Source organism: Erythrobacter sp. GH1-10, assembly GCF_045363165.1.
Taxonomy (GTDB): Bacteria; Pseudomonadota; Alphaproteobacteria; order Sphingomonadales; family Sphingomonadaceae; genus Erythrobacter.
In genome coordinates this window covers 1,856,240-1,868,748 of the sequence record NZ_JBJFLP010000001.1, presented here as the reverse complement: position 1 = coordinate 1,868,748, position 12,509 = coordinate 1,856,240, and the positions used below count along the sequence as shown (strand labels likewise).

Sequence of the window (12,509 nt, the reverse complement as noted above, 5' to 3'; positions counted from 1 at the left end):
CGTGCTTGCCAGCAAAGGGCAAGCCATGCGACATCGAAGCATGGGCTTAGGGTCGTATCTTGGCGCCAATATGAAAGCGGGACTGAAGCCGGTCGTCGATCTGGTCTACCCCCCGCGCTGTCCGCTGTGCGGCGAAGCCATCGCCGAGCAGGGTGGTCTTTGCACTCAGTGCTGGAGCGAGCTGGATTTCCCGGGCGAGCCAGCCTGCGCGCTCTGCAACCTGCCGATCGCCGACAGGGAGAACATCTGCTTCCACTGCGAAACCAGTTCGCCGCTCCATGCAGGTATCCACGCGGCTTGTGTCTACAACGATGCCTCGCGAAAGCTGGTCCTTGCATACAAACACGGTCGCAAGATCGCGCTCGCCCGACTGATGGCGCGCTTGATGGCCGCACGGCTGCCTGCGACCGAAGGGGGCGACCGCCTCTTGATCCCGGTGCCGCTGCATCGCTGGCGGCTGTGGCATCGCGGGTTCAACCAGGCCGCCTTGCTGGCGGACGAACTGGCCAGGCTCGGTCGAGCTAAGGTGCTGGTCGATGCGCTGGTCCGGCAGAAGCGGACACCCAGCCTTGGCGGGCTCGGACGTTCCGCGCGTGAACAGGCGCTGGCAGGTGCCATTGCGGTTCGCGATTCGCATGTCCGGAGGATTTCGGGAGAACACGTCCTCCTCGTAGACGACGTGCTCACCAGCGGGGCGACGAGCCACGCCTGCACGACTTCGCTTCTGAAGGCGGGTGCCGCGTCGGTCGAGATCGCCTGCTTCGCTCGGGTAGTGGATGGCGCGCACGGAAACGGGAAGCCCGCAAACGAAACGCCCGAGACCATAAAGGCCCCGGGCGCCACGTGACGAAATCATTCGGAACCGCTCTTGAGAGCTCAGGCGCCGACCCCCTAACTTCGGCACCAGGATCCTATTCCTTCATCGTTCAACCGGACCATTCCAACACCCCGCTGTTGGTCTGCGGTCCGGCACCCCCTGAACCTGGCACTATCTTGCGCCGCTGTTCGGTGGAGAGCCTTGCGGCTCATGTGAACGTTCTTTCATCCATCCTTCGGTTCCGAAAGATGAAACATTTGTCACATTCCATTTTGACCCACATCTGTTGTTATCGTGCAACAAACCGTCGCAACTGGTGACCTGTTCGCCGCCAGTGCGTATCGATACGGGACGAATGAGGAGCGAGGCACAGTGAGTCAGAAATCCAAGCCGGAAAGCATTTCAGTTCGGGAACGCGAATCCGGTTCGCGTTTTGCGCCCAAATTCGATTCGAACGGACTGCTTACGGCAGTGATCGTAGATGCCGGGTCGGGTGCGGTGTTGGTGGTCGCTCATATGAACGCCGAAGCCCTGGAAAAGACTCGCAAGACCGGGAAAGTTCACTTCTGGTCGCGGTCGCGGGCTGACCTTTGGCTGAAGGGCGAGACCTCGGGCAATTTCCTGACTGTGGCGGAAATTCTTGTCGACTGTGATCAGGACGCGCTTGTGATCCACGCCGAGCCCGCCGGTCCGACATGCCACACCGGTGAGCGTTCTTGCTTCTACCGGCAGCTCGATCCTGCGGCCGACGATACGCATGCGCTATCGTTCCTTCGTGAGGAGTGATCAGGTTCCCGTAAAGGTTAGGGCTTGACGTTCACGTAAAGGGAAGGTAGAAGGCCATCCATGGCTACTGCACCCGCAAACGAGAACGCCGGCAAGGATACCGGTAACGAGCAGCGTCGCAACGGCGCACACCTCGATCGTCCCGACAAGCACGAACGCGAACAATTCTCGATTTCCGACCTCACATCGGAATTCGGATGCACCGCACGCGCTTTGCGTTTCTATGAAGACGAGGGGCTGATCAGTCCGGCACGCGTCGGGCTGACCCGCGTCTATTCGAAGCGCGACCGCGCCAGGCTTGCATGGATCATGCGCGCCAAGAATGTCGGCTTCAGCCTCACCGAAATCCGCGAGATGATCGATCTCTACGATCTCGATGACGGGCGGGTCGAACAGCGCCGTGTGACCGTCGAAAAGTGCAAGGCGCATATCGCCAAGCTGAAGGCGCAACGCGCCGACATCGATTCGTCGATCAAGGAACTCACCGAATTCGTTGCCGAGATCCAGAAGCTCGATCTCGGCTGACACTCCCCTCCGTATTTGAAGAACCACACGCACACTAAAGGGATCAACCGATGCCGACCTACACTGCACCCACCCGCGACACGCGCTTCGTGCTCAACGAGATGCTCGATCTTGCCAGCTACGGCAACCTGCCGGGCTTCGAGAATGCCACGCAAGACATGATCGACACGATCGTGAACGAGGCGGGCAAGTTCTGTTCGGAAGTTCTCGCTCCGCTCAACCAGATCGGTGACGAACAGGGGTGCACCCGGCATGAAGACGGTTCCGTCTCTACACCCGAAGGTTTCAAGGAAGCTTACGACGCCTATTGCGAAGCGGGCTGGGGCACGTTGGCCAAACCGGAAGAATTCGGCGGCCAGGGCCTTCCGCACACGCTCGGGATGGTGCTCGAGGAATACACTGGCACTGCCAACCAGGCATTCGCCATGTATCCGGGCCTCACTTCGGGCGCTACCGCAGCGATCGAGGTCGCCGGTTCGCAGGAGCAGAAGGAAACCTATCTGCCCAAGATGATTTCGGGCGAATGGTCGGGCACGATGAACCTGACCGAGCCGCATTGCGGCACCGATCTCGGCATGATCCGCACCAAGGCCGTTCCGCAGGATGACGGGTCGTACAAGATCACCGGGACCAAGATCTTCATCTCTGCCGGTGAGCACGACCTCACAAGCAACATCATCCACCTCGTCCTCGCGAAGACGCCGGGCGCACCCGATAGCTCGAAGGGCATTTCGCTCTTCATCGTGCCCAAGTTCATTCTCGACGAGAATGGCGAACCGGGCGAGCGCAACGGCGTTACCTGCGGTTCGATCGAAAAGAAGATGGGCATTCACGGTAACTCCACTTGCGTCCTGAATTACGATGAAGCCACCGGCTACATGATCGGCGAGGAGAACAAGGGTCTCGCGGCGATGTTCGTGATGATGAACGCGGCGCGCCTCGGTGTCGGCCTTCAGGGCCTCGCGCAGGCGGAAGTGTCCTACCAGAACGCCGTCACCTATGCGCTCGATCGCCGTCAGGGACGCGCGCTTAGCGGTCCGGCCGAACCCGAAGCCAAGGCGGATCCGATCTTCGTCCACCCCGACGTGCGCCGGATGCTGATGGACGCCAAGGTGTTCAACGAAGGCATGCGCGCGCTGTGCATGTGGGGCGCCCTCCAGGTCGATCTCACCCACAAGGCGCAGACCGAGGAAGAGCGGCAGCTGGCTGACGACCTCATCGGTCTGATGACCCCGGTCATCAAGGGCTACGGCACCGACAAGGGATACGACATCGCCAACAACATGCAGCAGGTCTATGGCGGGCACGGCTACGTCAGGGAATGGGGCATGGAGCAGTTCGTGCGCGATAGCCGTATCGCCATGATCTACGAAGGCACCAACGGCGTCCAGGCCATGGACCTGTGCGGCCGCAAGCTCGCCAGCAAGGGCGGCCGCGCGGTGCAGGCATTCTTCAAAATGATCGACGATGAAATTGCCGAGGCCAAAGGCAACGAAGCGCTGGCAGACATTGCCGCCAAGCTTGAAAAGGCTCTGGGCGAGCAGAAGGCCGCGACGATGTGGTTCATGCAGAACGCGATGCAAAACCCGAACCACCTCGGAGCAGGTGCGCATCACTATATGCACATCATGGGCATCGTGACGCTCGGCTTCTTCTGGCTGAAAATGGCCAAGGTCGCCAATGAGAGGCTCGCTGGCGATCCCGAGGACAAGGCGTTCTACGAAGCCAAGATGACTTCGGCGGCATACTACGCCGAACGTTTCCTGCCCGATGCCGGCGCGCTCCGCCGCAAGCTCGAGGCGGGCAGCGAGAACATGATGAAGCTGCCGGAAGAGGCATTCGCCACCGCAGCCTGATCGATCGACAGATCGTCACCGAAAAAAGCCCGGCGGGTGGGGACCTGCCGGGCTTTTTCACGTCCGGGTTCTAGAGGAATTCGTTCTCCGCCTTGGCGTAAGCGGTCTCCCAGTCGGCTAGATTGTCCTTCGCCTCCTGCACGAAATGACTGCGGCGCACGTAACCCATCAATGCACCGGCGAGAAACTTGCCGGGCTGGTCGAGGGGGCGTTCGACCTGGCAAAGCAGGATGATCCGCGTCTCGTCGGTCTCGTTCTTGACCTCGTGTTCGTAGGTGTCGTCGAACATGGTCCATTCACCTTCGCGCCAGCCAACACGCCGGTCATCGACGCGCATCCAGCATTTGCCGCGTTCGTTCGGGACTACGAGTCCGAGATGTGCGGTTATGAAAGCCTTCGTAACTCCGCGGTGCGGGGTGATTTCCGATCCGGGCGCAAGGATCGAGAAGAACGCCGAATTGAGGCCGGGAACCCGGTTCACCAGCTCGGCGGTGCGAGGTGCGCGGGCGATGTTTTCCTCTTGCCGATGGCCGTAGCCGATCAGGAAGAAACTGCGCCAGGCATTGTCCTTCACGATCCCTCGGTGATCAGGGGAGATTTCGCGCAGAGGCGGGATTGCGTCACGGTGCCGGTATATCGCCAGCGCCTCGTCCCGGATTTCCTCCCAGTGCTTTGCGAGTTCGCCTGTCCAGTCGAAATCCGCCGGATCGAGCAAAGGAGCATTGGAAATCCGCGAACTCTTCGCGATCTGGTCGTTCACCCGGTGCCGCTGCCGCTTCAGAAAGCGATAGTGCAGCGGACGCCCCGGGTCGTTCGACAGCAATCCAAATCCGTTTGACCAGCCCATCTTCGTCCTGTTCGCGCGACCCGATGCACAAGTTACAATGACGAAGCAGCCTCTTAGCAAAGGCTTGCAGGATGTAAAACGGGCCCCTCGACCGGTGCGCTCTCAAGACCGTTCAGCGGCCTTCTGTTATTCTATAGGCAGGAAATCGGGCACCGAGAGATACCGCTCTCCGGTGTCGTAATTGAAGCCCATGACACGCGTGCCAGCGTCCAGTTCGGGCAGTTTCTTGGCGATCGCCGCCAGGGTAGCACCCGACGAGATACCAATCAGCATGCCTTCCTCGCTTGCAGCGCGGCGCGCCATTTCCTTCGCTTCGCCCGCATCGACTGCGATCGCTCCATCGATGGCGTTGGTGTGGAGGTTTTCCGGAATGAACCCCGCGCCGATGCCCTGAATCGGGTGCGGGCCGGGCTGGCCACCATTGATCACCGGGGACAATTCGGGCTCGACCGCAAAAGCCTTCATCGCGCTCCAGTGCTTCTTCAGTTCCTCGGCGCAGCCGGTGAGGTGGCCACCCGTGCCGACACCGGTGATCATCACGTCGATCGGTTCATCGGCAAAATCCGCAAGGATCTCTTGCGCGGTCGTCCGGGCGTGCACGGCAGGGTTCGACGCATTTTCGAACTGGCTCGGCATCCAGGCACCGTCGGTGGTCTCGACGATCTCGGTCGCGCGTTCGATCGCGCCCTTCATGCCTTTTTCCTTCGGCGTAAGGTCGAAGCTTGCGCCATAGGCCAGCATCAGGCGCCGACGTTCGATGCTCATGCTTTCGGGCATGACAAGCACGAGCTTGTAGCCCTTGACCGCAGCGACCATCGCCAGACCGATGCCGGTGTTGCCGCTGGTCGGTTCCACGATCGTGCCGCCGGGCTTCAGCGCGCCCGTTTTCTCCGCATCCTCGACCATCGCAAGCGCAATGCGGTCCTTGATCGAGCCGCCAGGGTTTGCGCGTTCCGACTTGAGCCAGACTTCGTGATCGGGAAACAGCCGCGCGACGCGAATGTGAGGGGTGTTGCCGATGGTTTCGAGAATGCTTGCGGCTTTCATGTCAGGCCTCCTGGGGGTTCTTGTCTTTCGTATGCTGTATGCCTTCTAGCAAATCCTCGGGCGGATCGAAGGTCTTTGTGGTGCGCAGCACCGGGAAGATCCGGCTCCACAGCGCGACGATTGCGATCGCGCCGGCTCCTCCCGCGGCAATAGCGGCGACCGGACCGATCAGGAATGCGAGCGCGCCCGAAAATGCGTCACCCCCTTCGTTCGATGCACTGATGGTCATCATGCTGACCGAGGATACCCGGCCACGCTTGTCGTCGGGCGTGTGCAACTGGATCAGCGATTGGCGCACATAGACGCTGAACATGTCCGCCGCCCCGATGATGAACAGCATCGCGAGGCTGAGCGGAAGGCTGGTCGAAAGCCCGAAGACGATCGTTGCAAGCCCGAAGACGACGACTGCGCCGAGCATCTTGGGTCCTACCTGCGTACGGAGCGGGCTGAAGGAGAAGAAAATCGCGGTCACCAGCGCTCCTGCTGGAGTCGCCGAGGCGAGCATGGCCAGGCCGATCTCGTCGGTGTGGAGGATGTCCCTGGCGAAGACGGGGATCAGCGCGTTGGCTCCGGCGAGGAAAACGGCGAACAGGTCGAGCGTGATCGCGCCCAGCACCATCTTGTTCTTCACCACGTAATTGAGGCCATCGACGATCGCGCCAATCGGGCGCTGGTCCTTCCGCATCGCCGGCTGCGGAACCTTGCCCACCAGCGTCAACGCCCCGACCGAAACGACGAACAGGGCGGCTGCAACGGCATAGGGCAGGGCGGGCTCCACGGCGTAGAGCGTTGCCCCGATGGCCGGGCCGACCAGCATCCCGACCTGCCACGAGATCGAGGACAGCGCGATGGCAGTCGGCAGCAATTTCTTCGGCACGAGGTTGGGGGCGAGGGCAGACAGGGCCGGCCCGGCGAATCCTCGCGCGACCCCGAGGACCACCGCGATGGCAAACAGGATCGGGAGGCTGACGGCGTCGTTCCAGCTCGTCCACGCCAGCGCGGCGGAGCACAGCAGTTGCAGCAGGATCGTCATCTGGCCGAGCCTGCGCCGGTCGAAACGGTCGGCGGCAAGGCCCGAAAACGGCGTCAGCACGAACAGCGGCAGGAATTGCAGCAGTCCGATGATCGCGAGCGTGCCCGAACCCTCGGCGACATTCATCCCGCTTTCGCGCGCCAGGTTGTAGGCCTGCCACTGGATCACGATCATCATCGCGTACTGCCCCAGCGTCATCGCCAGGCGGCACACCCAGTAGGCGCGGAAATTGTGGATCTGGATCGGATGGGTGGGTTCGGATGCGCTCACCCGAAGGCCCATGGCAGGCGCGGCCGCGCGTGCCAAGCAGGCACTGCTAACGGTCCGCCAAGAAGCGCTTTAGTTCAGCGGTTGCGCCGCAGGCGCGGATTGGGCTGCAGGGTATCGATGATTGCGACGAAATCGTCGAGACGAATGATCCGTTCGAACTGGAAACCGGCGCGATTGTCGCGGGTCCAGATAACATAGGCCTCGATCCGGCCGACGATCGGCAGGCGGATCATCACGCGGTCGCCGCGCGACAGCTTTTCGGCGTCGTCGACCATGAAGCCATGCGCCGAAATATTGGCGACGTGGAGGTTGAGATCACCATGGGTGAAATGCTCGACGATCACCGGGAAATCCACCGGGTGACGCGCAGCGCGGCGCATGTCGGTTACGCTCAGGTTTGCTCCTGCAGTCACGCTATTCGACCTCCAATACAAATCCGTCGCTTCCCTAATGCCGTATAAAGGCTGACATTTGGTAAAGCACCGATACGGGCGCCGATTTGCACCTAACGGAGCTAACGCGTGACGAGGCCGTGCTTCTTCTTGCCGAGGCTGAGTTTGAGCGTTTCACCGTCACCGGGAGCGATCACATATCCGGGGTCGGATATGGTCTCGCCATCGAGCTTTACCGCACCTTCGGCAAGCTTGCGCTTCGCTTCGCCATTGGAAACGGTGAAGCCGAGTTCGGTCAGGACCGCGCCTACACGCATTCCCTCTGCGCCCACCGCGATCGTCGGCAGATCCTCGCCAGCGCCGCCACCGGCGAAGGTTTCGCGCGCGGTAGCTTCGGCGGTCTTGGCAGCGTCATCGCCGCGCACGAGCTTCGTCACTTCATTGGCGAGCACGATCTTGGCATCGTTGATCTGCGCTCCCTCGAGCGCTTCGAGCCGCGCGATCTCGTCCAGCGGCAGGTCGGTGAACAGCCGCAGGAACTTGCTCACGTCGCGGTCGTCGGTGTTGCGCCAGTATTGCCAGAAATCGTAGGCGGCCAGCGCATCCTCGTTGAGCCAGATCGCGCCATCGACCGATTTGCCCATCTTCGCACCATCGGCACGGGTGATCAGCGGCGCGGTCACGCCGTAGACCTCGCGCCCATCGATCCGGCGGTTCAATTCGATCCCGTTGACGATATTGCCCCATTGATCGCTGCCGCCGAGTTGCAGGCGGCAGTCGTAATCACGGGCCAGTACGAGGAAATCGTAGGCCTGCATGATCATGTAGTTGAATTCGAGAAAGCTGAGCGGCTGCTCGCGTTCGAGCCGCAGCTTGACCGAATCGAAAGTCAGCATGCGGTTGATGGTGAAATGCGGACCGACATCGCGCAGCAGCTCGATGTAGCCGAGCTCGCTCAGCCAATCGTCGTTGTTGATCAACAGCGCGCCGGTTTCGCTGTCGTCGAAACGCAGGATCCGCTCGAAACTGCCCTTGATACCTTCGATATTGCTCGCGAGCCGCTCTTCGGTCAGCAATTGCCGGGTTTCGTCCTTGCCCGAAGGGTCGCCGACCTTGGCGGTGCCCCCGCCCATAATGACGATCGGGCGGTGGCCCGCCTGCTGCAGCCGCCGCAGCAGCATGATCGAGGCAAGGTTGCCGATGTGCAGCGAAGGCGCGGTCGGATCGAAACCGACATATCCGGTGACGACCTGCTTGTTCGCCAGAGCGTCGAGTGCGCCGGGGTCAGTCACTTGGTGGATATGGCCGCGCTCGTCGAGCAGGCGCAGCAGGTCGGATTCGTAAGCCTGTGTCATGGTGCTGCGCGCTTAACAGCGTGAAGGGGAAGGGGGAAGTGGCGTTCGTATCCGCTTGCCCGAAGCGCCGGGCTTGGCGATACAGGGCCTATGACCCCTTTAATGCTGCACCAGACCTGCGACCTCGGCCCGATCAAGGCTGTGACCGCCTCCATCAAACCCACCGATGTCGGATGTGATGCCGAATTCAGGCTGGAAGGAGACATCTCGCGGATCAAGGTCCCTGTTCATGCTTCCGCCGTGCGCGAGGACAATTTGTGGAAGACCACCTGTTTCGAGATCTTCTGGCAACCGATCGGGGGAACCTACTACCGCGAGTTCAATCTTTCCCCGTCGAGCAAATGGGCCTGCTACGATTTCGACAGTTTTCGCGAAGGGATGCGCAATGCTCCGGTCGAAGCGATAGCCATCGCAAGTTCGCATAACGGTCGGGAATTGCTTCTGAAGGCAAGCATCGCGTCGGAATTGCCCGATCCCGCGCAGGTCGCGCTCAACGCGATCGTCGAGCATGGAGACGGTTCGCTGCAATACTGGGCGCTGGCATTTCCGCCGGGCAAACCGGAATTCCATTCCGAAGCCTGCCGCCAATGGATCGTCCAACGCGATTAGGTCGCAGCGTTCCCGAACGGACGGTTTAGCTGCACGATCTTCCAGTTCAGCACAAACGCGAAGCTGACCCAGGCGATGTAGGGCGCGTTAAGCCAGCCCGCGAGCGGTGAGTAATTGGGCAGCACCACGCACAGCGACAGCACCGATAGCCACAGAAATGTGTTTTCGAACAAGGCCCAGTCGGGGCGCTTCCACTTGAAGAACAACGGTGACCACAGCAGGTGCAAGACGAAGTTGATCGCGAACAGCACGCCTACGATCGTCTTGTCGCCGCTGGTTGGCGCGCCCGTCCACGCGAGGTAGAAGCTCCAGGCCGACAGACCGAGGATAATCGTCCATGCCGGACCGAACAGCCAATCGGGCGGTTGCCAGCTGGGCTTGCTCAAATTGCGATACCACTCGCCGATGTCGGTAAGCACGCCGCCCGCGCCTCCGAGGATGATCGCCCACAGAGCGGCGACGATGGCTAAGGTCCAGTCCATGTGCCGGATATAGGGATCGCACGCGCAAATGCCATTGCCTTTGCTGCGGCGCTGCGCCAACTGAAACGCCATGAAGTTTGGAATCGACCGCCTGCTGGGCAATCCCGAACTGCTGGCCGAGCTCCAGGACAAGCGGGTCGCGCTGGTGGCGCACCCGGCCAGCGTGACGCAGGATCTCACCCACAGTCTCGATGCTTTGATCGCTGCCGGCGTGAATGTCACCAGCGCCTTCGGTCCGCAGCACGGGCTCAAGGGCGACAAGCAGGACAACATGGTGGAGACCGCGGACGAGATCGATCCGAAATACGGCATCCCGATCTTTTCACTCTACGGAGAAGTCCGCCGCCCGACCGGGCAGATGATGTCGAGCGCGGATGTGTTCCTGTTCGACCTGCAGGACCTCGGCTGCCGGATCTACACCTTCGTCACCACGCTGCTCTACCTGCTGGAAGAAGCTGCGAAGGCGGGCAAGGAAGTCTGGGTTCTCGACCGGCCCAATCCCGCCGGGCGACCGGTTGAAGGCACTTTGCTGATACCGGGGCAGGAGAGCTTCGTCGGTGCCGGCCCGATGCCCATGCGGCACGGTTTGACGTTGGGGGAAATGGGGCACTGGTTTATCGCCCATTTCGGTCTCGACGTGGACTATCGCGTCGTCCGTATGCGCGGATGGGAACCGGGCGAGGAGGGGCACGGATGGCCTCGATCGCGGATCTGGATCAACCCGTCGCCCAATGCGGCCAACGTCAACATGGCGCGTGCCTATGCCGGCACGGTGATGCTCGAAGGTACGACGCTGAGCGAGGGAAGGGGTACGACCCGCCCGCTCGAGGTGCTGTTCGGCGCGCCCGATATCGATGCCGAGGCGGTGCTGGCAGAAATGAGCGCGCTCGCTCCCGACTGGTTGATCGGCTGCGCGCTGCGGCCCTGCTGGTTCGAGCCGACCTTCCACAAGCACTCAGGAAAGCTCTGCAACGCCCTGATGATCCACGCGGAAGGCCCGTTCTACGATCACGATGTGTTCAAGCCGTGGCGGCTGCAGGCGCTCGCCTTCAAGGCGATCCGGCGGCTCTATCCCGACTACGACCTGTGGCGCGATTTCCCTTACGAATACGAACTCGACCGGCTTGCGATCGACGTGATCAACGGTGGGCCGGGGCTCCGCGATTGGGTGGATAGTTCCTCTGCCATGCCCGACGATCTCGATGCACTGGCCTCGGCGGACGAAGCGGCGTGGATCGCGCAGGTGCGCGACCACCTCCTGTACTAGTCGGCGAACGGAGCGACGTCCCCGAAATAGCTACCTGCGAATACGGCGAGGGCCACCAGCACGAGGAATCCCAGGAAGATCCAGACTCCGATTTCATCGGGCTCTGGCTCTTCCTCGTCATCATAGTCGTCTTCGCCATTCACCATCTCGGTGGTGGGATCATCCATGGGCAGTTCGTCTTCTTCCATCGCTGGACTCGTGGCCGCTTCAGCAGCCTCATTCGTATCCAGATCGCCAAGCGAGGATCCCGGATCGTAGACAGTGCTGATCGTGGCAGTCGGAGCCACGATAGTCTTCTCGAGGGCCGGGTCTGCAGGCGCGGGCGGTTCCTCTCCTCTCAACACCGCCTCGGCGCGGATCATTACCTCTTCTACAGACTGGATGCGCTCCTCCGGATGGAGCGCCAGCATATCGGCGATCAGCAGGCGCAATTCGGGCGCAACCGGCGTAAGGTCGATCGGCTCGTGGCGCTTGCGGATCGCCGCGCCCGGCGTGTGTCCCATCTCGAGCTGCTGGCCCTTGGCCAGGCCGAGAATCACGAGGGCGAGGCTGTAGATATCGGTCCATGCCCCGATGGGGTATTCCGGCTCGCCCAACTGTTCGGGAGCGACGAAATTGGGCTTTCCGGCAAAGCCCGTTCCAACGATGGTGCCGCCTTGCACAGTGTCTTTCACGATGCCGAAATCGATGATTTTGGGGCGTGTGATGTCACCGCTTTCGAGCAGGATATTGTCGGGCGCGAGGTCACGATGGATCACGCCCGCTTTGTGCGCCGCCCGCAGCCCGATGCAGATTTCGATCAGGAGCCGGACCAGGTCATCGGTCGAAAACTGCCTGTTGCCCATCACCGCGGCGAGGCTTTCGCCATCGATGAATTCGGTTACGATGAAGTCGATTCCCAGCTCGGGATCGTTCGCGAAAGTGCGATAGCCGACGATGCGCGGATTGTTGATCCTGAGAAGCGCGCGCACTTCCTTGGCGAACATCTTCTGGATCAGCTCGTCGCGCGCCTGTTCGCTGCGGATCACCTTGATCGCGACCTTGTCCTCGTCGATGAAGGTGTTCGAGGCGAGATAGACGGCGCCCATGCCGCCCTCTCCAAGCGGTTTTAGGATGCGGTAGTTGTTGTTGAGGATCGTGCCGGGCTCAAGCCGCGACGATGATCCGGAAGCGCCTGCCGCCATGAGCTGTCGTCCCCCCTGCGATGAAGGGTGTTTCGCAGC

General features: G+C 61.5%; 13 protein-coding genes. 6 read left to right on the top strand and 7 right to left on the bottom strand.

Going from position 1 to position 12,509, the window contains the following annotated elements; translation table 11 throughout:
• Nucleotides 1-40 precede the first annotated feature (40 nt).
• The 4 genes from ACI5KX_RS09205 to ACI5KX_RS09190 all read left to right on the top strand — a co-directional run bounded on the left by ACI5KX_RS09205 (nt 41) and on the right by ACI5KX_RS09190 (nt 3,984).
• On the top strand, nt 41-847 hold the full coding sequence (locus ACI5KX_RS09205) for a ComF family protein (protein ID WP_406810371.1): 807 nt from the start codon (nt 41-43) through the stop codon (nt 845-847).
• Between the two features lie 369 nt (nt 848-1,216).
• Entirely contained in the window at nt 1,217-1,603 is a 387-nt protein-coding gene (gene hisI / locus ACI5KX_RS09200; protein WP_406811350.1) for a phosphoribosyl-AMP cyclohydrolase, read from the top strand.
• 60 nt (nt 1,604-1,663) lie between these two features.
• The gene (locus ACI5KX_RS09195; protein WP_406810370.1) at nt 1,664-2,128 is read left to right on the top strand and encodes a MerR family DNA-binding transcriptional regulator; all 465 of its coding nucleotides are present in this window, start codon (nt 1,664-1,666) and stop codon (nt 2,126-2,128) included.
• A gap of 50 nt (nt 2,129-2,178) precedes the next feature.
• Nucleotides 2,179-3,984 (top strand): acyl-CoA dehydrogenase C-terminal domain-containing protein, encoded by a 1,806-nt coding sequence (locus ACI5KX_RS09190; protein WP_406810369.1) that lies wholly within the window; start codon nt 2,179-2,181, stop codon nt 3,982-3,984.
• Nucleotides 3,985-4,054: 70 nt separating this feature from the next.
• On the opposite strand, the gene ACI5KX_RS09185 is transcribed toward ACI5KX_RS09190, so the two are convergent.
• The 5 genes from ACI5KX_RS09185 to tyrS form a co-directional block, all read right to left on the bottom strand.
• Complete coding sequence (locus tag ACI5KX_RS09185) at nt 4,055-4,831, bottom strand: aspartyl/asparaginyl beta-hydroxylase domain-containing protein (RefSeq protein WP_406810368.1); 777 nt, start codon at nt 4,829-4,831, stop codon at nt 4,055-4,057.
• 126 nt (nt 4,832-4,957) lie between these two features.
• Nucleotides 4,958-5,878: a cysteine synthase A gene (cysK, locus tag ACI5KX_RS09180; RefSeq protein WP_406810367.1), complete on the bottom strand. Its 921-nt coding sequence runs from the start codon at nt 5,876-5,878 to the stop codon at nt 4,958-4,960.
• 1 nt (nt 5,879) lies between these two features.
• On the bottom strand, nt 5,880-7,193 hold the full coding sequence (locus ACI5KX_RS09175; RefSeq protein ID WP_406811349.1) for an MFS transporter: 1,314 nt from the start codon (nt 7,191-7,193) through the stop codon (nt 5,880-5,882).
• A 62-nt stretch (nt 7,194-7,255) separates the two neighbouring features.
• Nucleotides 7,256-7,594 carry a PilZ domain-containing protein gene (locus tag ACI5KX_RS09170; protein ID WP_406810366.1) on the bottom strand — a complete coding sequence of 113 codons (339 nt, stop codon included), beginning with the start codon at nt 7,592-7,594 and terminating at the stop codon, nt 7,256-7,258.
• A 101-nt stretch (nt 7,595-7,695) separates the two neighbouring features.
• On the bottom strand, nt 7,696-8,928 hold the full coding sequence (gene tyrS / locus ACI5KX_RS09165) for a tyrosine--tRNA ligase (RefSeq protein WP_406810365.1): 1,233 nt from the start codon (nt 8,926-8,928) through the stop codon (nt 7,696-7,698).
• A gap of 90 nt (nt 8,929-9,018) precedes the next feature.
• On the opposite strand from tyrS, the gene ACI5KX_RS09160 reads away from it, so the two are divergent.
• The gene (locus ACI5KX_RS09160) at nt 9,019-9,537 is read left to right on the top strand and encodes a hypothetical protein (RefSeq protein WP_406810364.1); all 519 of its coding nucleotides are present in this window, start codon (nt 9,019-9,021) and stop codon (nt 9,535-9,537) included.
• On the opposite strand, the gene ACI5KX_RS09155 is transcribed toward ACI5KX_RS09160, so the two are convergent.
• Nucleotides 9,534-10,091, bottom strand: coding sequence for a TspO/MBR family protein (locus ACI5KX_RS09155; protein WP_406810363.1), 558 nt, complete (start codon nt 10,089-10,091; stop codon nt 9,534-9,536). The two genes, ACI5KX_RS09160 and ACI5KX_RS09155, sit on opposite strands and share 4 nt — an antisense overlap.
• On the opposite strand from ACI5KX_RS09155, the gene ACI5KX_RS09150 reads away from it, so the two are divergent.
• Nucleotides 10,090-11,286 carry an exo-beta-N-acetylmuramidase NamZ domain-containing protein gene (locus ACI5KX_RS09150; protein ID WP_406810362.1) on the top strand — a complete coding sequence of 399 codons (1,197 nt, stop codon included), beginning with the start codon at nt 10,090-10,092 and terminating at the stop codon, nt 11,284-11,286. The genes ACI5KX_RS09155 and ACI5KX_RS09150 overlap by 2 nt on opposite strands.
• Here ACI5KX_RS09150 and ACI5KX_RS09145 read toward each other — a convergent pair.
• A complete protein-coding gene (locus ACI5KX_RS09145; protein WP_406810361.1) occupies nt 11,283-12,470 on the bottom strand; it encodes a serine/threonine-protein kinase in 1,188 nt (395 codons plus the stop codon). The genes ACI5KX_RS09150 and ACI5KX_RS09145 overlap by 4 nt on opposite strands.
• Between the last annotated feature and the right edge of the window lie 39 nt (nt 12,471-12,509).

Excerpts from the sequence above, each read along its gene's own strand:
- ACI5KX_RS09195 (WP_406810370.1), top strand. The coding sequence starts at position 1,664 with ATGGCTACTGCACCCGCAAACGAGAACGCCGGCAAGGATACCGGTAAC.
- ACI5KX_RS09145 (WP_406810361.1), bottom strand. The coding sequence starts at position 12,470 with ATGGCGGCAGGCGCTTCCGGATCATCGTCGCGGCTTGAGCCCGGCACG.
- ACI5KX_RS09185 (WP_406810368.1), bottom strand. The coding sequence starts at position 4,831 with ATGGGCTGGTCAAACGGATTTGGATTGCTGTCGAACGACCCGGGGCGT.
- tyrS (WP_406810365.1), bottom strand. The coding sequence starts at position 8,928 with ATGACACAGGCTTACGAATCCGACCTGCTGCGCCTGCTCGACGAGCGC.
- ACI5KX_RS09190 (WP_406810369.1), top strand. The coding sequence starts at position 2,179 with ATGCCGACCTACACTGCACCCACCCGCGACACGCGCTTCGTGCTCAAC.
- ACI5KX_RS09155 (WP_406810363.1), bottom strand. The coding sequence starts at position 10,091 with ATGGCGTTTCAGTTGGCGCAGCGCCGCAGCAAAGGCAATGGCATTTGC.
- cysK (WP_406810367.1), bottom strand. The coding sequence starts at position 5,878 with ATGAAAGCCGCAAGCATTCTCGAAACCATCGGCAACACCCCTCACATT.
- ACI5KX_RS09205 (WP_406810371.1), top strand. The coding sequence starts at position 41 with ATGGGCTTAGGGTCGTATCTTGGCGCCAATATGAAAGCGGGACTGAAG.
- ACI5KX_RS09175 (WP_406811349.1), bottom strand. The coding sequence starts at position 7,193 with ATGGGCCTTCGGGTGAGCGCATCCGAACCCACCCATCCGATCCAGATC.
- ACI5KX_RS09160 (WP_406810364.1), top strand. The coding sequence starts at position 9,019 with ATGACCCCTTTAATGCTGCACCAGACCTGCGACCTCGGCCCGATCAAG.
- ACI5KX_RS09150 (WP_406810362.1), top strand. The coding sequence starts at position 10,090 with ATGAAGTTTGGAATCGACCGCCTGCTGGGCAATCCCGAACTGCTGGCC.